Here is a 15,782-nt window from a genome sequence, read left to right as displayed (position 1 = left end):
CGGAAACAGCACAGTGCAGGAGAACACAGGCGCAGGATATCCAGGCGATGCCGGCGTTACCGACGACTTTGCCCTCGCCGGTGTCCCGGACGCCTTCCAGCGCCTGTGGACTCCGCACCGCATGGCCTACATCAAGGGCGGCCAGCACCAGTTCAAAAATGAGGACGACTGCCCGTTCTGCGTCGGCCCCGCCCGCACAGACGAAGAAGCGCTCATCGTCTACCGTGGCCGGACCTGCTATGTGGTGCTGAACCTGTTCCCCTATAACCCGGGCCACCTGCTGGTTTGCCCCTACCGGCACATCCCGGATTACACCGACCTCACGGTCGAGGAAACAGCGGAGTTCGCCGAACTCACCCAGACCGCCATGCGGGTCCTCCGAAAGGTCTCCAATCCCGGCGGCTTCAACCTGGGCATGAACCAGGGCGTGGTTGGTGGTGCGGGAATCTCCGCACACCTGCACCAGCACATTGTGCCGCGCTGGGGCGGGGACGGGAATTTCTTCCCCATCATCGCCCAGACCAAAGCCATCACCCAGACCCTTGACGAGGTCCGGCAGCAAGTGGCTGACGCCTGGCCCGGGGAATCGGATGCTGAATAGGCATGCCCGCGGTTTCTTCACCGCACTGTTCACCCCGCTGGCCCGCTGGCTCCTGAAAATCGGTGTCTCCCCGGACGCGGTAACCATTCTCGGAACCGCCGGGGTTGCCGCCGGAGCCCTGGTTTTCTACCCGCTGGGCCAGCTTTTCTGGGGGACGGTCTTCATTACCGCCTTCATTTTTTCCGATGTCCTGGACGGCATCATGGCCAGGATGCAGAACGTCAAAAGCCGCTGGGGAAACTTCCTCGACTCCACGCTTGACCGCATCGCCGACGGTGCACTCTTCGCCGGGGTGTCCATTTGGTTCTTCACCGGAGGCACCAACGCGGCCATCGCCGTCTGCGCCCTGCTGTGCCTGGTGCTGGGCATGGTGGTCTCGTACGCCCGTGCCAAGGCAGAGTCGCTGGGGTTTACCGCCAACGTCGGCATCGCTGAGCGGGCCGAACGCCTGGTTTCGGTGCTGGTGGTCACAGGCCTGACCGGACTGGGGCTGCCGGAGGTGGTGCTCCTGGCGACCCTTGTCCTCCTGGCGGCGGCGAGCCTCGTCACTGTGGTACAGCGCGTTCTTTCGGTGCGCCGGCAGGCTCTGGCGGAGCCTACGCCCGCTGATTAAGCATGATTAAGCCTGCCGTGCAGCGGGGGTCTAGTATATAAGTGCCCGGTCAAGCGACCCGGCAACCCGTGCGTGCACCTCCGGCAGCTGCCGCCGCATGCCCGGCGAAGATCATCTGTCTACCCATAGGGGTTTTTGTGTCTACACCTGATGTAAGCAACGAGGCCGGTTCGTCCGCGAACAGCGTCACGGGCAGCAGCCGCGTGAAGCGTGGCATGGCCGAGATGCTCAAGGGCGGCGTCATCATGGACGTCGTCAACGTCGAACAGGCCCGCATCGCCGAAGACGCCGGTGCCGTGGCAGTCATGGCGCTGGAGCGTGTTCCGGCTGATATCCGCGCCCAAGGCGGCGTGTCCCGCATGTCCGATCCCGACATGATCGACCAGATCATCGACGCCGTGTCCATCCCGGTGATGGCAAAGGCCCGCATCGGCCACTTCGTGGAGGCCCAGGTCCTGCAGTCCCTCGGCGTCGACTACATCGACGAGTCCGAGGTGCTCACCCCGGCCGACTACGTCAACCACATCGACAAGTGGAACTTCAAGGTTCCCTTCGTCTGTGGTGCCACCAACCTCGGTGAGGCCCTGCGCCGCATCAACGAGGGTGCGGCCATGATCCGGTCCAAGGGCGAGGCCGGCACCGGCGACGTCTCCAACGCCACCGGGCACATGCGCAAGATCCGCTCCGAGATCGCCAAGCTCACCGCACTGCCCGAGGACGAGCTGTACGTGGCCGCCAAGGAACTTCAGGCCCCGTACGAACTGGTCAAGGAAGTCGCCGCTGCCGGCAAGCTCCCCGTGGTCCTGTTCACCGCAGGCGGCATCGCCACCCCCGCTGACGCTGCCATGATGATGCAGCTCGGCGCCGACGGCGTCTTCGTCGGCTCCGGCATCTTCAAGTCCGGCAACCCCGCCCAGCGCGCCGCCGCCGTCGTCAAGGCCACCACCTTCTTCGACGACCCCGACGTCATCGCCAAGGCCTCCCGCGGCCTGGGCGAAGCCATGGTGGGCATCAACGTCGACGAGATCCCCCAGCCGCACCGCCTGGCTGAGCGCGGCTGGTAATTTCGCTGTTGTGGGGCGCCCGGCGGCGCTGATCCTCTGCGTGCTATTCCCCGCGTCCCGCTAAAGCCGCTTCGCGGCGAGCCGGGACGCGGGGCCCCTTTTACGCACGCTGCCGGATCACCACCGCCTGGCGCTTCGGCTTTGTTTTTAACTTACGACGCCGGTCCCTCACCTTTTTAGGTGGGGGACCGGTGTCGTTGTTGGTTGAGCTTGTTGAAACCCCGTCGATTGCTCCGTAACGGCCCTTTTGGAGGCTCAAAACGGCGTTTACGGAGCAATCGATGGGGGTTACTCGAGGCCGCGGCGCTTGAGCAGGGGGTCCAGCCCGGCTTCGCGGCCCCTCAGGATCCGGAAGGACTCCAGGGGGTCCCGGCTGTTGCCGCGGCTGAGCAGTTCCTGCCGGAAGCGGTCGCCGTTGGCCCTGGTGAGGCCACCGTTTTCCGTGAACCAGTCGACCGTCTCGGCGTCCAGCACCTCGCTCCAGATGTAGGAGTAGTAGCCCGCGGCGTAGCCGGCGCCGGCGAAGATGTGCTGGAAGTAGCCCGTCCGGTAGCGCGGCGGGATCAACGGATGCGCAATCCCTGCCGCAGCCAGGGCTTTTGCCTCAAACTCCAGGGCATCATCCGGAACGTCGCCCGGCTCCAGCGTGTGCCACGCCAGGTCCAGGAGGGCTGCGCCCAGGTACTCGGTGGTGGCAAACCCTTCGCCCCAGAGCCGGGATTCCTCCAGGCGGTCCACAACGTCCCGGGGAAGGGGTTCGCCGGTGACGTGGTGGCGCGCGAAGTTGGATAACACCTCTGGCCACATGATCCACATTTCGTTGACCTGCGAGGGATACTCCACGAAGTCCCGCGGCACGGAGGTGCCGGAGAAGCGGGGGTACGTGACGCTGGAAAACAGGCCGTGCAGCGCGTGGCCGAACTCGTGGAACAGGGTCCGGAGCTCGTCCAGGGTGAGGAGCGTCGGCTCGCCCGCCGGCGGCTTGGAAATGTTGAGCGTATTGGTCACCACGGGCCTGGTGCCCAGCAGTCCCGACTGGTCCACGAGCGAGTTCATCCACGCTCCGCCGCGTTTGCTTTCACGCGCGTAGTAGTCGCCCAGGAAGAGCCCCAGCCCGGTTCCGTCCCCGTCCCGGACTTCCCAGATCCGGACGTCCGGGTGGTAGGCCGTCAGGTCGGGCCGCTGGTGGAAGGTGATCCCGTACAGCGCCGTGGCGGCAAAGAACACTCCATCCGTGATCACCCGGTCCAGCTCAAAGTACGGACGGAGGGCCTGCTCATCAACGTCGTACTTCTCCCGCCGTACCTTTGCCGAATAGTAAGCCCAGTCCCAGGCCTCCAGGGGATGACCGGCGACGTCCGCCAGGGCAGCTGCCTCGGCGTCGGCGTTGCGGACAGCCGCCGGCGCCATCCGGCCCAGCATCGTTTGCACCGCCGCAAAATCCGGCGCCGTCTGGCGGTCCGCGACAAGTTCGGCGTAGTTCGCGAAAGCCAGCAGTTGGGCCTTTTCGGCCCGCAACCCGGCCATGTCCTTGGCGAGGTCCAGGACATCCAGGTTTCCGCCGCCGCTGCCCCTTGCCACGGATGCCTCGAACAGGCGACGGCGGACGTCCCGGTTCTCGAGCGAGGCCAGGGCAGGCTGGTTGCCGGGCTGCACCAGGGTGAGCAGGTACTTGCCTTCGTGCCCGGCAGTGCGGGCTGCTTCCGCGGCGGTGGCGACGTCGTCAGCGGGCAGGCCTGCGAGCTCGCCGGCGTCCTCCAACAGCAGCGCCGCAGACTTCATCCCTTCCTTGACCCGCTGGCCGTACTCCGTGCCCAGCCGTGCCAGGTCCGCGTTGATGGCACGCAGCCGCTCCTGGCCCGGTGCGTAGAGCTGGATGCCGGATTGGCGGAACTCCTTGAGGTACTCCTCCACCAGGCGCGCTGATTCGGGATCCAGGCCGTCCGTATCGATGGCGGCAAACCGCTCGTATAAAGCTCTATTGAGGTACACCTCGTCCTCGTGGGCCGGGAAGCGCGGCGAAAGCCTGGTCTCAAGTTCCCGGATCTCCGCGGAGGCGTCCGCTGACACCAGGGTGTAAAACGCTGCGGCTGCCCTGTTAAGGAGCTGCCCGGAGCGTTCCATGGCCAGGGCCGTGTTTTCGAAGGTTGCCGGCTGGGTGTTGCCGGTGATGGCCTGGATCTCGGCCAGGTGTGCTGCCAATCCTTCTTCGATTGCGGCGCCGTACTGGCCTGCGGTGAGGGCCTCGAAAGGGGGGGAGGCCATAGGGCAGGGGGCTGGCGGCAAGGAGCGGGTTGGTCATGGGCTAAACCTTTCACAGCGGGGCGCGCTTCTCAATCACATGCAATGGGCGTGGTGCTCCCAGCCGGCATACCTACAATTGCGGCTATGGGGTCCGGTCCGGACCCCGTTTCGCGCGTCCTGCAGGGCAGGCTCACGGGATTGGCAGTGACGAAGGGACCTTGCTCAATGAGCAACCATGGAACGACGCCGGCAGCTGCCTTCCTGGGTATCCCGCTCCGATGGATCGGTCCGGGCGCAATAACTGTCGTCGTGGCCGCTTACGGCATCTTCTGGTACCTGGCGCGGCCGGCGGGCGAACCGTTGCTTAGGCACGTGGGCCAGCTCTTCGGCGGTGAATCGGTGCTGCTGTATTCCGTCGCCCTGGTCCTGGTCAGCACCCTTCCGCACGTGGAACCGGTGTTTGGTGGAATTGACCACGCCGCCATCTGGCACCGCCGTGCGGCCATAACGGCTACTGTCCTGCTTCTGCCGCACATCGAGCTGGCCTCAAACCCGGAGGCAACAAGCGTGGGAAAGACGCTGGCGGTGGTGGCCATATCCGGCTTGGCCGCCCTGGTGGTGTGGGCGGTGCTGCCGCGTTGGCGGACCATGCTGCCCGCCCCGGCCAGGCGCCTGGTCGTTGCAGCGCTGCAGGCCAAAGGAGTCCGCCTGGTGGTACGGCTGCTGGGCGGTTATGAACGCTGGCGCGGCTTCCACCGCCTCACAGGGCTGTTCGTCGCAGCCGGCTTCCTGCACGGACTGTTCGACGCCAGCGCGTTTGAGGCGGCGCCCGGCCTGCGGTGGAGTTATGTGGCAATTGGCGGAACGGGGATGGCGTTCTACGTTTACCGGGAACTGCTGGCGCGGCGGTTCCTGCCCCATCACGACTACCAAGTGGCCGGTGTCCGCCCGGTCGCTGCAGACTTGGTGGAAGTAGCCCTCCGGCCACTGGGCCGTCCGCTGGAGTTCAAACCCGGGCAGTTCGCCATGGTCTACCTTGAAACGGCGGACGGCTGGCAGCGGCACCCTTTTTCCATCTCGGGTCCCGCACCGGAAGGTGGAATCAGCATCACGGTCAAAGCGCTGGGAGACCACACCACACGGCTGCCCGACGTGGTCCAGCCGGGAATGCCTGCCGTTGTGGGCGGCCCCTACGGCCGCTTTGACCGGCACAGGGGCACTGCCCGCCAGGTCTGGATCGCCGGCGGCGTGGGGATCACACCCTTCCTCAGTTGGGTGCGGTCGCTGGAAACAGCGGGGGCGGACGTGCCCGGGGAGGTGCACTTCTTCGTTACCTCGGCCGGCCCCTCACCGTTTGCCGAGGAGATCCTCGCCACCGCCAGGAACCACCCGTGGCTTCATATCCATGTGGTCGACACCGAAACAGACGGGAGGCTGACTCCGGAAGCGGTCCTTGCGGCTGTGGACACGGAGCCACGTCAGCTGTCCGTCTTCATGGGTGGACCCGATGCCATGCTGCGGCAGTTCCGCAGGGCCTTCCGGGCAGCCGGTGTCCGCCGGGCCAACATCCACCGGGAGTACTTCCAGTGGCGGTAATCCAGGCAGTTGCCGCCTAACGGGGCCGGCGTCCGGCGTGCTCCCGTGCCAGGACCGCATAGGTGTCGTCAGGGCTGCCGGGGGAGAAGCTGCCGAACTTGCGCTCCGCGGCGGTGCGGATGAGGAAGTCGGCGATGGCAGGGTTCTTGGGAAGCAGGGAACCGTGCAGGTAGCTGGCTACGATGTTGCGGTACCGAGCCCCTTCCTGGCCGTCGTTGCTGTTGTTTCCCGTCCCTTTTGCCACGGTTCCCAGCGGGCGTACGCCGCTGCCCAGGGTGGTCTGGCCGCTGTGGTTTTCGTAGCCCAGGACCTCGCCGAACTCGGTGGTTGAGACCTTGACGTTGCCGATCAGGCGCTCATCCGTGCCGTGCGTTTCCACGTCCAGGACGCCGATGCCCGGAATGACGGTGCCGGTGCGGGTTTTGAAGAACCTGCCAAAAAGCTGGTACAGGCCGCAGATCACCAGCATGGGGGCGCCGTCCTCGGCCAGCTCCTTCAAGTGGCCGGCCCGGGCCTGCAGGTCGTCCTGGATGACCAGCTGCCCGCTGTCCTGCCCGCCGCCGCCGACGATGATGTCCACGTCCTCGGGGAAGGGGTCGCCCACGTTGTACTCGAGCAGTTCGGGCGTATAGCCGTGCCAGGCGATGCGGCGCTGGAGGACCAGGGCATTGCCCCAGTCTCCGTATATGTTCATGTCCCGCGGGTACAACTGGACTACCCGAAGGGTGCCTTTGGACTGGTTGCCAGCTTCCGTTGCTTCTGCCGGACTCATGAGACAACCTCCACGGTGGTGATTTTGGACAGTTCGCGGCGGATGGCGAGCATGGCGGTGTAGGTGCAGAAGATCCGCTTGGGTTTGCCCTGGCCTTCCCGGATAAAGGCGGCAAGGGCCTCGGGGATGTCGGTGTCCACGACGCCCACCGGGACTTCGTCGTACTGCAGCCGCAGTGCCATGTCGTAGGCGCGCGACCCGGTCAGCAGGTCCACACCGCCGCCGCGAAGCGAATCGAATTCCACGTCCCACAGCCAGGACATGTCCCGGCCGTCCGCGTAGTTGTCGTTAATGGCGATCATGGTGGCGTAGCCGCTTGCGGGGAAGGACTTCAGCCCCAGCCGGAAGCCGCTGGGGTTCTTCACCAGCACGAGGTCCAGGGGCTGCCCATCCACCGTCAGGCTCTCACCGCGGCCGAAGGCGGGTGCCACCTGGGACAGCGCCTGCAGCAGGGTTTCGTGGTTCGTAGTGGCGGCGCCGCCCCCGCAAATGCTGCGGGCGAGGGTCAGTGCCGCGGCCGCATTGAAGATGTTGTAGACGCCGCGCAGCTTCATCCCGGTGGTGACCGTACCGCCGTCGTACTCAAATTCGGCGCTGTCCGCGCCCACCTTGCGGAGTACGACGTCGGCCTGCGGCTTTGCGGGCAGGCCCGCCGGGGCGGGGCTCCCGGGAGCGGCGCGCATGTCATCGTCGTTGGGGAAGGTGGCCAGCAGGGAATCGTCGAGGCCGAAGTACTTGACGTCCTGCCCGGTCAGCGTTTCCGCGATCCTGGCAACACGCGGGTCCTCACGGTTCAGGACCACCGTTCCCGTGGTCTTGGCGGCGATGTGCTGGAGCAGCTGTGCGGTCTTGTCGATCTCGCCAAAGCGGTCCAGCTGGTCGCGCAGCACATTGAGCAGCAGGCAATAGCGGGGCGGGACACTGTTGACGAAATGGACGGCGTGGGCCTCGTCAAGTTCCAGGACGGCAATGTCCGCGTCCAGCCTGCCGCGCCAGTCCACTTCGCCGAGGAGGGCCGCCGCCACGCCCCTGGTGAAGTTGCTGCCGGTCCGGTTGGTGAATACCTTCAGGCCCTGGCTTTCCAGCAGTTCAACCACCATTTTGGTGGTGGTGGTCTTGCCGTTGGTGCCGCTGACCACAGCCACGCCGTGGGGAAGGGTGGTGAGTGTCCGCCGCATGAAGCCGGGGTCGATTTTCTCCACCACCAGGCCTGGAAGTGCGGAGCCGCCGCCGCGCAGCCGGGAGACCCTGCGGACCAGCTTGCCGAGCGGAACACTGAAGAAGACCATGTTTCGAATATATCCCAGCAGCGGCATGCAACCTTTGCCGGGGGCCACCTGCCTGCAGCAACCGGCAGGCCGGGACCGTATGCTGGAAGGATGACAAACCCCCCTTCTGCTGATCCTGCGCGCGTGGGCTCGGGCCTTCGGATTGGTGTCCTGGCCCTCCAGGGCGACTTCCGCGAGCACCTGCGCGCCGCGGAAGCCACCGGCGCACAGGGCATCGCGGTCCGCCGGCCGGCTGAGCTGGATGGCCTGGACGGCCTCATCATTCCCGGTGGCGAATCCACCACGATCGATAAGCTGGCGCGTGCCTTCGACCTTGCGGACCCCCTGCGCAAGTACATTGCCGAGGGCCTTCCCGTCTATGGCTCCTGCGCGGGAATGATCCTGCTGGCCGCAGACATCGCCGATCCTGCCACCGACCTTTCCGGCGCCCCGCAGCAGACCTTTGGCGGCCTGGACATCACCGTCCGCCGCAATGCTTTCGGCCGGCAGCGGGAGTCCTTCGAAACGGATCTGGACTTCAAGGGACTGGACTTCAGCGCGACCGCTTCGGGGGTGGAACCGGTGCACGCCGTCTTCATCCGCGGCCCCTGGGTGGAACGGGCGGGGCCGGACGTGGAGGTCCTGGCCCAGGTGGAACCTGCGGACCCCGGCCAGGCATCGCACGCCGCAGCGCTCCCCGGGGCGGCTAGAATTGTCGCAGTGCGTTCCGGCCAGCTGCTGGCCACCTCCTTCCACCCGGAAGTGACCGGCGAAAAACGCGTACACGAACTTTTTATCCGAATGATCAGAGGAGAAGCGTAAAGCCATGTCAGGCCACTCCAAATGGGCAACGACCAAGCACAAAAAGGCGATCATTGACAGCCGCCGCGCCAAGTCGTTCGCCAAGCTGATCAAGAACATCGAAGTTGCCGCCCGCATGGGCGGACCGGACCTCGCCGGCAACCCCGGCCTGGAACTTGCCGTGACCAAGGCCAAGAAGACCTCGGTCCCTAACGACAACATTGACCGCGCCATCAAGCGCGGCGCCGGCCTGACCGGTGAAGTGGTGGACTACACCGAAATCATGTACGAGGCCCGCGGCCCCCAGGGCTCCGCCCTGCTGATCGAGTGCCTCACCGACAACAAGAACCGGGCTGCTTCCGAAGTCCGCCTTGCCATCTCCCGCAACGGCGGAACCATCGCCGACCCGGGTTCGGTCAGCTACCTCTTCACCCGCAAGGGCGTGGTGAACCTGCCCAAGAACGGCCTGAGCGAGGACGACGTCCTGATGGCCGTGCTGGACGCGGGCGCGGAGGAAGTCAAGGACAACGGCGAGACCTTCGAGATCCATTCGGAACCGGGTGACCTCCAGGCCATCCGCGAAGCACTGGCTGAAGCCGGCATTGAATACGACACTGATGAAGTTGAGTTCGTTCCTTCCATGCAGGTGGAACTCGATGTCGACGGCGCCCGGAAGTTCCTGAAGCTGGCAGACGCCCTGGAGGAACTCGACGACGTGCAGAACGTCTACAGCAACGCCGACCTCAGCGACGAAGTCCAGGCCGCCCTGGAATCAGAATGACGTCCGGCTTTGCCAGCTAAACCACCACGCAAGGCCCGCCCCGGCCCGCCGGCCGCGGCGGGCCGGAAGTGACCCTCCGTGTCCTCGGCGTAGACCCCGGCCTCACCCGTTGCGGCATCGGCGTGGTGGATGTTGAACGCAACCGGCGGGCCAGCATGGTGGCGGTAGGGGTCGTGGGCACGTCCCCGGACGAGACCCTTGACCGGCGCCTGCTGGTGATCGCCACGGCCATCGACGAGTGGCTGGACCGCTACGAACCGGAAGTCCTCGCCGTCGAACGCGTGTTCTCGCAGCTCAACGTCAGCACGGTGATGGGTGTGGCCCAGGCGTCCGGCGTGGTGATCGCCGCGGCGGCCCGCCGCGGCATCCCGGTGGCGCTGCATACGCCGTCGGAAGTCAAGGCGGCCGTGACCGGGAGCGGAACCTCGAACAAGGATGCCGTAACCAAGCTGGTCACCAAGATCCTCCGGCTTGACGCTCCGCCCCGGCCGGCTGACGCCGCCGATGCGCTGGCGCTGGCCATCACCCATGCATGGCGGGCCGGGAGCGGGGCCGCCGTGGCCACCACCGGTCCCGGCAGTTCGGCCCTCACGCCGGCCCAGCGGGCCTGGGCGGAAGCCGAGGCGAAAGCGCGCCGTGCACGCTGATTGTCCCTGCCGCTTGCTAGGGTATTCGTAGATATGTTCGGATAGCCGGGTTCTCGCTTACGAGTCCGGCAGTACAACGGGAGCCCGGCTTTGATCAGTTTCCTCCGCGGAACCGTAGCGCACGTAGGCCTGTCCACGGCCGTGATTGACCTCAACGGTGCCGGGCTGAGCGTCAACGCCACTCCGCAGACGCTCAGCCGGCTGCGCGTGGGCGAAGAGGGCCAGCTGTTCACGTCCTTGATTGTCCGGGAGGACTCGCTGACGCTCTTCGGCTTTTCTTCCGACGACGAACGGGAAGTCTTTGACGTCCTGCTCAGCGTCAGCGGGGTCGGCCCCCGGCTGGCACTCGCCGTGCTTGCCGTCCACGATCCTGAAGCGGTCCGGGTTGCCGCGCATACCGGGGACAGCAAGACCTTCACCAAGGTTCCCGGGATCGGGCCCAAGGTGGCCGGCCGAATCGTGCTGGAGCTGGCCGGGAAGCTCGTCCCGCACGGAACCCCCGCAGCTGCCGGCGTCGCCACCCCTGCCGAAGCTGCCTGGAAGCCCCAGGTGGTGGCCGCCATGACCAGCCTTGGCTGGTCCGAAAAAGACGCCTCAGCCAGCATCGACAAGGCCCTCGCCGATGATCCGGAAGTATCGTTCCGCGGCAACGTGCCGGAAATCCTGCGGACCACCCTCCGGTGGCTGGGCCAGGACGGGGCCCGGGCCGGCAACCGCGTAGGCACCCGTGGCTGAACCGTCACTGGTCGCAGCGGGGGAGGAGCCGGAGGAGCGGGCCATCGAAGCGGCCCTGCGGCCCAAGAACCTTGATGATTTCGTGGGCCAGCACCGGGTACGGAAGCAACTCTCGCTGGTGCTGCAGGCTTCCCGGATGCGTGGACGCACCGCGGACCACGTGCTGTTTTCTGGTCCGCCGGGCCTGGGCAAGACCACCCTCGCCATGATCGTGGCCGCGGAAATGAACGCTCCCTTGCGCCTCAGCAGCGGCCCTGCCATCCAGCATGCCGGAGACCTCGCCGCCATCCTGTCCTCGCTGTCAGAGGGCGAGGTCCTGTTCCTCGATGAGATCCACCGCATGTCGCGGCCCGCCGAGGAAATGCTGTACATGGCCATGGAGGACTTCCGCGTCGACATCGTGGTGGGCAAGGGCGCCGGTGCCACCGCCATTCCACTGGAGCTGCCGCCGTTCACCCTGGTAGGTGCCACCACCCGGGCCGGGCTGCTCCCGGGGCCGTTGCGCGACCGGTTCGGCTTCACCGGGCACCTCGAGTTCTACTCCGTCGCGGAGCTGGAGCTGGTCCTGCGCCGTTCAGCCGGACTGCTGGACCTCAAGGTCAACTCCGCAGGATTCGCCGAAATCGCCGGCCGTTCGCGCGGCACGCCGCGTATCGCCAACCGCCTGCTGCGCCGGGTCAGGGACTGGGCACTGGTGCACGGAGTCGAGCAAATCGACGCCCGGGCCGCCTCCGCCGCCCTCGACATGTACGAGGTGGACAAGAAGGGGCTGGACCGGCTGGACCGGGCCGTCCTCGACGCCCTGATTACCAAGTTCGGCGGCGGTCCCGTTGGCCTGTCCACGCTTGCCATCGCGGTGGGTGAGGAAACCGAAACGGTGGAAACCGTGGCCGAGCCTTTCCTGGTCCGCGAAGGCCTGCTGGGACGTACGCCCCGGGGCAGGATCGCGATGGCGCCGGCCTGGACCCACCTGGGGTACGCCATTCCGTCCGGCGTCTTCGCGCAGGAACAGCTGGACCTTTTCGAACCCGGCGGGGACGCCGAAGCAGCCGGGGACTGGGCCCCGGAGAGCCAATAGCAGGCTCCGTTCAGCTTTTCCCTTTAGACTGGTATGACGCCCGGCACGCTCGGGTCTTTGTTTCGCGGGTGGCCCTGACGCCCCCGTCGCTTGGGGAAGGACTTGTCAGGCGTCCTGCCTGCGCAGCCAACCACCCCGGCCGAAGCGAGGCCGACGTCGCTGGAAAACCAGCAGCACCACGCAAAAGAACGGAATTCCCCTTGGATCCAATGTCAATTCTCCTGTTCGTCATGCTCGGCGTGTTCATCTTCATGATGTTCCGCCGCAACAAGAAGACGCAGCAGCAGCAGGCAGAGCTCCAGTCGAAGTTTGGCCCGGGCGTGGAGGTCATGACCAGCTTTGGCCTTTTCGGCCGGATCGTAGACATCGACGACGCCGACAACAAGGTCACCCTTGAACTTTCCCCCGGCAACCTGGCCACCGTCCACCGCCAGGCAGTCACCAAGGTCGTCGAGCCTGCCGCGGAGGCCACTGTCGAACCTGCCGAGGCTGCGCCGGTAGTGCCGGATGACGCATCCTCACTGACCGCCCCGGAAGCCGGGAGCACCGCCACGGGTACCGAGATCCCGGAAGAAACCCTGAAGCGCCTCAACGATGAGGGCAAGAAGGACAGCTAGGCCTGCCGGCCCCTTCCACCCTCTACCGCTGCGGACCGCCGCCGGCGCAGGTAACAACCCGCGACGGCGGTTCTTCCGCGAATAAGAGAAAGATCGACAATGGCACGAACTGGCCGCAAGAAACCAGGGCTCCGCGTCCTGGTCTGGCTTGGCGTACTTCTCGCAGCGCTGACCGCAGTCCTGGCCGGCGGCACCGTCGCTGGGCAGGCCAGCTGGGCACCCAAACTGGCCCTGGACCTCGAGGGCGGCACCCAGATGATCCTGGCGCCCAAGGTGGAGGGCGGTTCGGACATCAACGAACAGCAGCTCAACCAGGCCGTGGCGATTATCCGGCAGCGCGTTGACGGCTCCGGCGTGTCCGAAGCCGAAATCAGCACCCAGTCAGGGCGCAACGTGGTGGTCAGCCTTCCCGGCACGCCCTCAGCGGAAACCCGGAACCTGATCCAGGCTTCCGCGGACATGAACTTCCGTCCGGTCCTCCTCAACGGCGACGGCGCAGCGGTGCCGCCGGAGAAGCAAACCCCCGACGACCAGCTGCCCAAGCCCACGGCCGAGCCGGCCAACAGCAGTGACACCAACTGGATCACTCCGGAGATCTACAAGCAGTTCGAAGCACTGGACTGCAACAGCGCTCCAGAGAAGTCCCAGCGCTCCGATCCCACCAAGCCCCTGGTGACCTGTGAGCCGGCCACTGACAAGTCCCCGGCCATCAAATACATCCTTGGCCCGGTCGAGGTAAAAGGGACGAACATTGTTACCTCGTCCTTCCAGCTGCAGCAGGGTGCGCAGGGCGCCGTTACCAACGACTGGGCTGTCAACATCCAGTTCGACGCCGACGGCACGGCCAAGTTCAAGGACGTTACCCAGCGCCTGAACCAGTTCTACGTGGCTGCCGGCGGCGAGTCCGGCACCGACCCCAAATCCCAGTTCGCCATTGTGCTGGACGACCAGGTCATTTCCGCCCCGCGTTCGCTGGCCGTCATCACTGACGGGCGCCCGCAGATCACCGGCGGCTTCACCGAGCAGACGGCCAAGGCGCTGTCCGACCAGTTGAAGTTCGGCGCCCTTCCCATCAGCTTCGACATCCAGAGCGAACAGCAGATCTCCGCGACGCTCGGTGGTGAACAGCTTCGCATGGGCCTGCTGGCCGGCCTCATCGGGCTCCTGCTCGTGGTGGTCTATTCACTGTTCCAGTACCGGGCCCTGGGCTTCGTCACCATTGCCTCGCTGGTAGTGGCCGGTGCCCTGACGTACCTGGCAATCGCGATCCTGGGCTGGACGGAGAATTACCGGCTGTCACTGGCAGGCGTTGCCGGCATCATCGTGGCCATCGGCCAGACCGCCGACTCCTTCATCGTCTACTTCGAGCGGATCCGCGACGAACTGCGCGAAGGGCGCGGACTGGTGTCCGCCGTCGAAAACGGCTGGAAGCGTGCCAAGCGCACGGTTCTTGCCTCCAAGGCCGTCAACCTCCTGGCCGCCCTCGTCCTGTACTTCGTGGCGGTAGGCAACGTCCGTGGCTTTGCGTTCACGCTGGGCCTGACGGCCATCGCCGACCTCATCGTGGTATTCATGTTCACCCACCCCACGCTGCAGCTGCTGGCCCGTACCCGGTTCTTCGGTGAAGGCCACAAGTTCTCCGGCCTGGACCCGGAGCGGCTGGGCGCCGTGCCGCTGTACCGCGGCGCAGGCCGTGTCCGCACTAGCGAGGACAAGCCCGTGGTGGTCCGCACCAAGAACACCGGCGCAGCGGCCGAAGCCGAGCGCCGCATGACCATCGCCGAACGGCGCCTTGCGGAGAAGCAGGAACAGCTTGCCGGCTCCTCCAAGACGTCCGCGAAGGAGGACAAGTAATGTCAGGCTTCGCTACATTCGGCAACCAACTCTACACCGGAAAGCGTTCCTACGACTTTGTAGGGGCCAAGAAGATCTGGTTCATCATCGCCCTGGTGGGAGTGGCACTGTCCATCATCATCCCGGTGGCCAAGGGCGGCTTCAACCTCGGCATCGAGTTCCGCGGAGGCTCCGAGTTCACGGTCTCGAACGTCAAGACAACGGACGCCACCATCGGCGAGAAGGCCGTGACCGACGTCGTGGCCGGCAGTGTTCCGCGCGTGGCCAACGTGGCCGGAAACACCATGCGCATCCAGACGGACAAGCTGACCGACGATGAAACCCTGCGGATCAAGCAGGGCCTCACCGGGGCCTACGGGGTGACTGACAACGAGGTGACCTCAACGTTCGTTGGCCCCACCTGGGGTGCCGACGTGACCAAGCAGGCGCTCATCGGCCTGGTGGTGTTCGTCCTCCTCGCGGCGCTGCTCATGGCCTTGTACTTCCGCACGTGGAAGATGTCCCTCTCGGCGCTTGCCGGCATGGCCGTGACCATGTTCATCACAGCGGGCGTTTATGCCCTCAGCGACTTTGAGGTCACGCCGTCAGCCATCATCGGGTTCCTGACCGTCCTCAGCTACTCGCTGTACGACACGGTGGTGGTCTTCGACAAGATCCGCGAGAACACCACCGGAATCGACGCCTCCACACGCCGGACATTCGGTGAGGAGGTCAACCTCGCCGTCAACCAGACCCTGGTGCGCTCCATCAACACCATGATGGTGGCAATCCTCCCCGTGGGCGCCATCCTGTTCATCGGGGCCGGGCTCCTCGGCGCCGGAACCCTCCGCGACCTGTCCCTGGCCTTGTTCGTCGGGATCCTGATCGGAACCGCGGCGACGATCTTCGTCGCCGCCCCGTTGTACGCGTGGCTCCGCCAGGGCGAACCGGACCTGGTCAAGCAGGCACGGCGTGTCCAGCAACGGCGTACGGAACGTTCAGTTCCGGCCTCGCCGGCCAAGGCCTGATCAGCGGCCGACGACAACCGTCGTTCCTTCAAAGCCGGGCAACGCGCACTCCGCGCTTGCCCGGCTTTTGTGCGTCAGCACCCGGTTATAAAAGTCGCTGCCCG

General features: G+C 65.8%; 14 protein-coding genes and 1 pseudogene. 12 read left to right on the top strand and 3 right to left on the bottom strand.

Going from position 1 to position 15,782, the window contains the following annotated elements:
- The first annotated feature begins 13 nt into the window (after nt 1-13).
- From ACZ9J7_RS17850 to pdxS, 3 genes are all read left to right on the top strand, one after another.
- Nucleotides 14-601 carry an HIT family protein gene (locus tag ACZ9J7_RS17850; protein WP_387565203.1) on the top strand — a complete coding sequence of 196 codons (588 nt, stop codon included), beginning with the start codon at nt 14-16 and terminating at the stop codon, nt 599-601.
- Nucleotides 591-1,214, top strand: coding sequence for a phosphatidylinositol phosphate synthase (gene pgsA / locus ACZ9J7_RS17845; protein WP_476211286.1), 624 nt, complete (start codon nt 591-593; stop codon nt 1,212-1,214). The genes ACZ9J7_RS17850 and pgsA overlap by 11 nt, the downstream gene beginning before the upstream one ends.
- A 137-nt stretch (nt 1,215-1,351) precedes the next feature.
- Nucleotides 1,352-2,278, top strand: coding sequence for a pyridoxal 5'-phosphate synthase lyase subunit PdxS (gene pdxS / locus ACZ9J7_RS17840; protein WP_476211285.1), 927 nt, complete (start codon nt 1,352-1,354; stop codon nt 2,276-2,278).
- A 288-nt stretch (nt 2,279-2,566) separates the two neighbouring features.
- On the opposite strand, the pseudogene ACZ9J7_RS17835 reads toward pdxS, so the two are convergent.
- Nucleotides 2,567-4,580: pseudogene (locus ACZ9J7_RS17835) on the bottom strand (M3 family metallopeptidase).
- A gap of 167 nt (nt 4,581-4,747) precedes the next feature.
- Between ACZ9J7_RS17835 and ACZ9J7_RS17830 the strand changes: the two are divergent.
- Nucleotides 4,748-6,118: a ferredoxin reductase family protein gene (locus tag ACZ9J7_RS17830; protein WP_476211283.1), complete on the top strand. Its 1,371-nt coding sequence runs from the start codon at nt 4,748-4,750 to the stop codon at nt 6,116-6,118.
- Between the two features lie 16 nt (nt 6,119-6,134).
- Here the strand turns inward: ACZ9J7_RS17830 and ACZ9J7_RS17825 are convergent, their stop codons facing one another.
- Together ACZ9J7_RS17825 and ACZ9J7_RS17820 are read right to left on the bottom strand one after the other, a co-directional pair.
- Complete coding sequence (locus ACZ9J7_RS17825; RefSeq protein WP_476211281.1) at nt 6,135-6,890, bottom strand: type 1 glutamine amidotransferase; 756 nt, start codon at nt 6,888-6,890, stop codon at nt 6,135-6,137.
- A complete protein-coding gene (locus tag ACZ9J7_RS17820; protein ID WP_476211279.1) occupies nt 6,887-8,179 on the bottom strand; it encodes a MurT ligase domain-containing protein in 1,293 nt (430 codons plus the stop codon). The genes ACZ9J7_RS17825 and ACZ9J7_RS17820 overlap by 4 nt, the downstream gene beginning before the upstream one ends.
- A 90-nt stretch (nt 8,180-8,269) precedes the next feature.
- On the opposite strand from ACZ9J7_RS17820, the gene pdxT reads away from it, so the two are divergent.
- The 8 genes from pdxT to secF all read left to right on the top strand — a co-directional run bounded on the left by pdxT (nt 8,270) and on the right by secF (nt 15,678).
- On the top strand, nt 8,270-8,980 hold the full coding sequence (gene pdxT / locus ACZ9J7_RS17815) for a pyridoxal 5'-phosphate synthase glutaminase subunit PdxT (protein ID WP_476211278.1): 711 nt from the start codon (nt 8,270-8,272) through the stop codon (nt 8,978-8,980).
- Between the two features lie 4 nt (nt 8,981-8,984).
- Nucleotides 8,985-9,740 carry a YebC/PmpR family DNA-binding transcriptional regulator gene (locus ACZ9J7_RS17810; protein ID WP_141160323.1) on the top strand — a complete coding sequence of 252 codons (756 nt, stop codon included), beginning with the start codon at nt 8,985-8,987 and terminating at the stop codon, nt 9,738-9,740.
- 68 nt (nt 9,741-9,808) lie between these two features.
- Nucleotides 9,809-10,387 (top strand): crossover junction endodeoxyribonuclease RuvC, encoded by a 579-nt coding sequence (gene ruvC / locus ACZ9J7_RS17805; RefSeq protein WP_141160324.1) that lies wholly within the window; start codon nt 9,809-9,811, stop codon nt 10,385-10,387.
- A gap of 90 nt (nt 10,388-10,477) precedes the next feature.
- Nucleotides 10,478-11,122 carry a Holliday junction branch migration protein RuvA gene (ruvA, locus tag ACZ9J7_RS17800; RefSeq protein WP_476211275.1) on the top strand — a complete coding sequence of 215 codons (645 nt, stop codon included), beginning with the start codon at nt 10,478-10,480 and terminating at the stop codon, nt 11,120-11,122.
- Nucleotides 11,115-12,200, top strand: coding sequence for a Holliday junction branch migration DNA helicase RuvB (ruvB, locus tag ACZ9J7_RS17795; protein WP_476211274.1), 1,086 nt, complete (start codon nt 11,115-11,117; stop codon nt 12,198-12,200). The genes ruvA and ruvB overlap by 8 nt, the downstream gene beginning before the upstream one ends.
- A 209-nt stretch (nt 12,201-12,409) precedes the next feature.
- Nucleotides 12,410-12,817 (top strand): preprotein translocase subunit YajC, encoded by a 408-nt coding sequence (gene yajC, locus ACZ9J7_RS17790; RefSeq protein WP_476211272.1) that lies wholly within the window; start codon nt 12,410-12,412, stop codon nt 12,815-12,817.
- A 99-nt stretch (nt 12,818-12,916) separates the two neighbouring features.
- The gene (gene secD, locus ACZ9J7_RS17785; RefSeq protein ID WP_476211271.1) at nt 12,917-14,671 is read left to right on the top strand and encodes a protein translocase subunit SecD; all 1,755 of its coding nucleotides are present in this window, start codon (nt 12,917-12,919) and stop codon (nt 14,669-14,671) included.
- Nucleotides 14,671-15,678, top strand: coding sequence for a protein translocase subunit SecF (gene secF / locus ACZ9J7_RS17780; RefSeq protein WP_476211270.1), 1,008 nt, complete (start codon nt 14,671-14,673; stop codon nt 15,676-15,678). The genes secD and secF overlap by 1 nt, the downstream gene beginning before the upstream one ends.
- Nucleotides 15,679-15,782: the final 104 nt, after the last annotated feature.

The sequence above is a fragment of the Pseudarthrobacter sp. TE9888 genome (genome assembly GCF_056279345.1).
The sequence above is the reverse complement of the archived record's forward strand: the minus strand, read 5'-3'. Positions and strand labels throughout refer to the sequence as shown.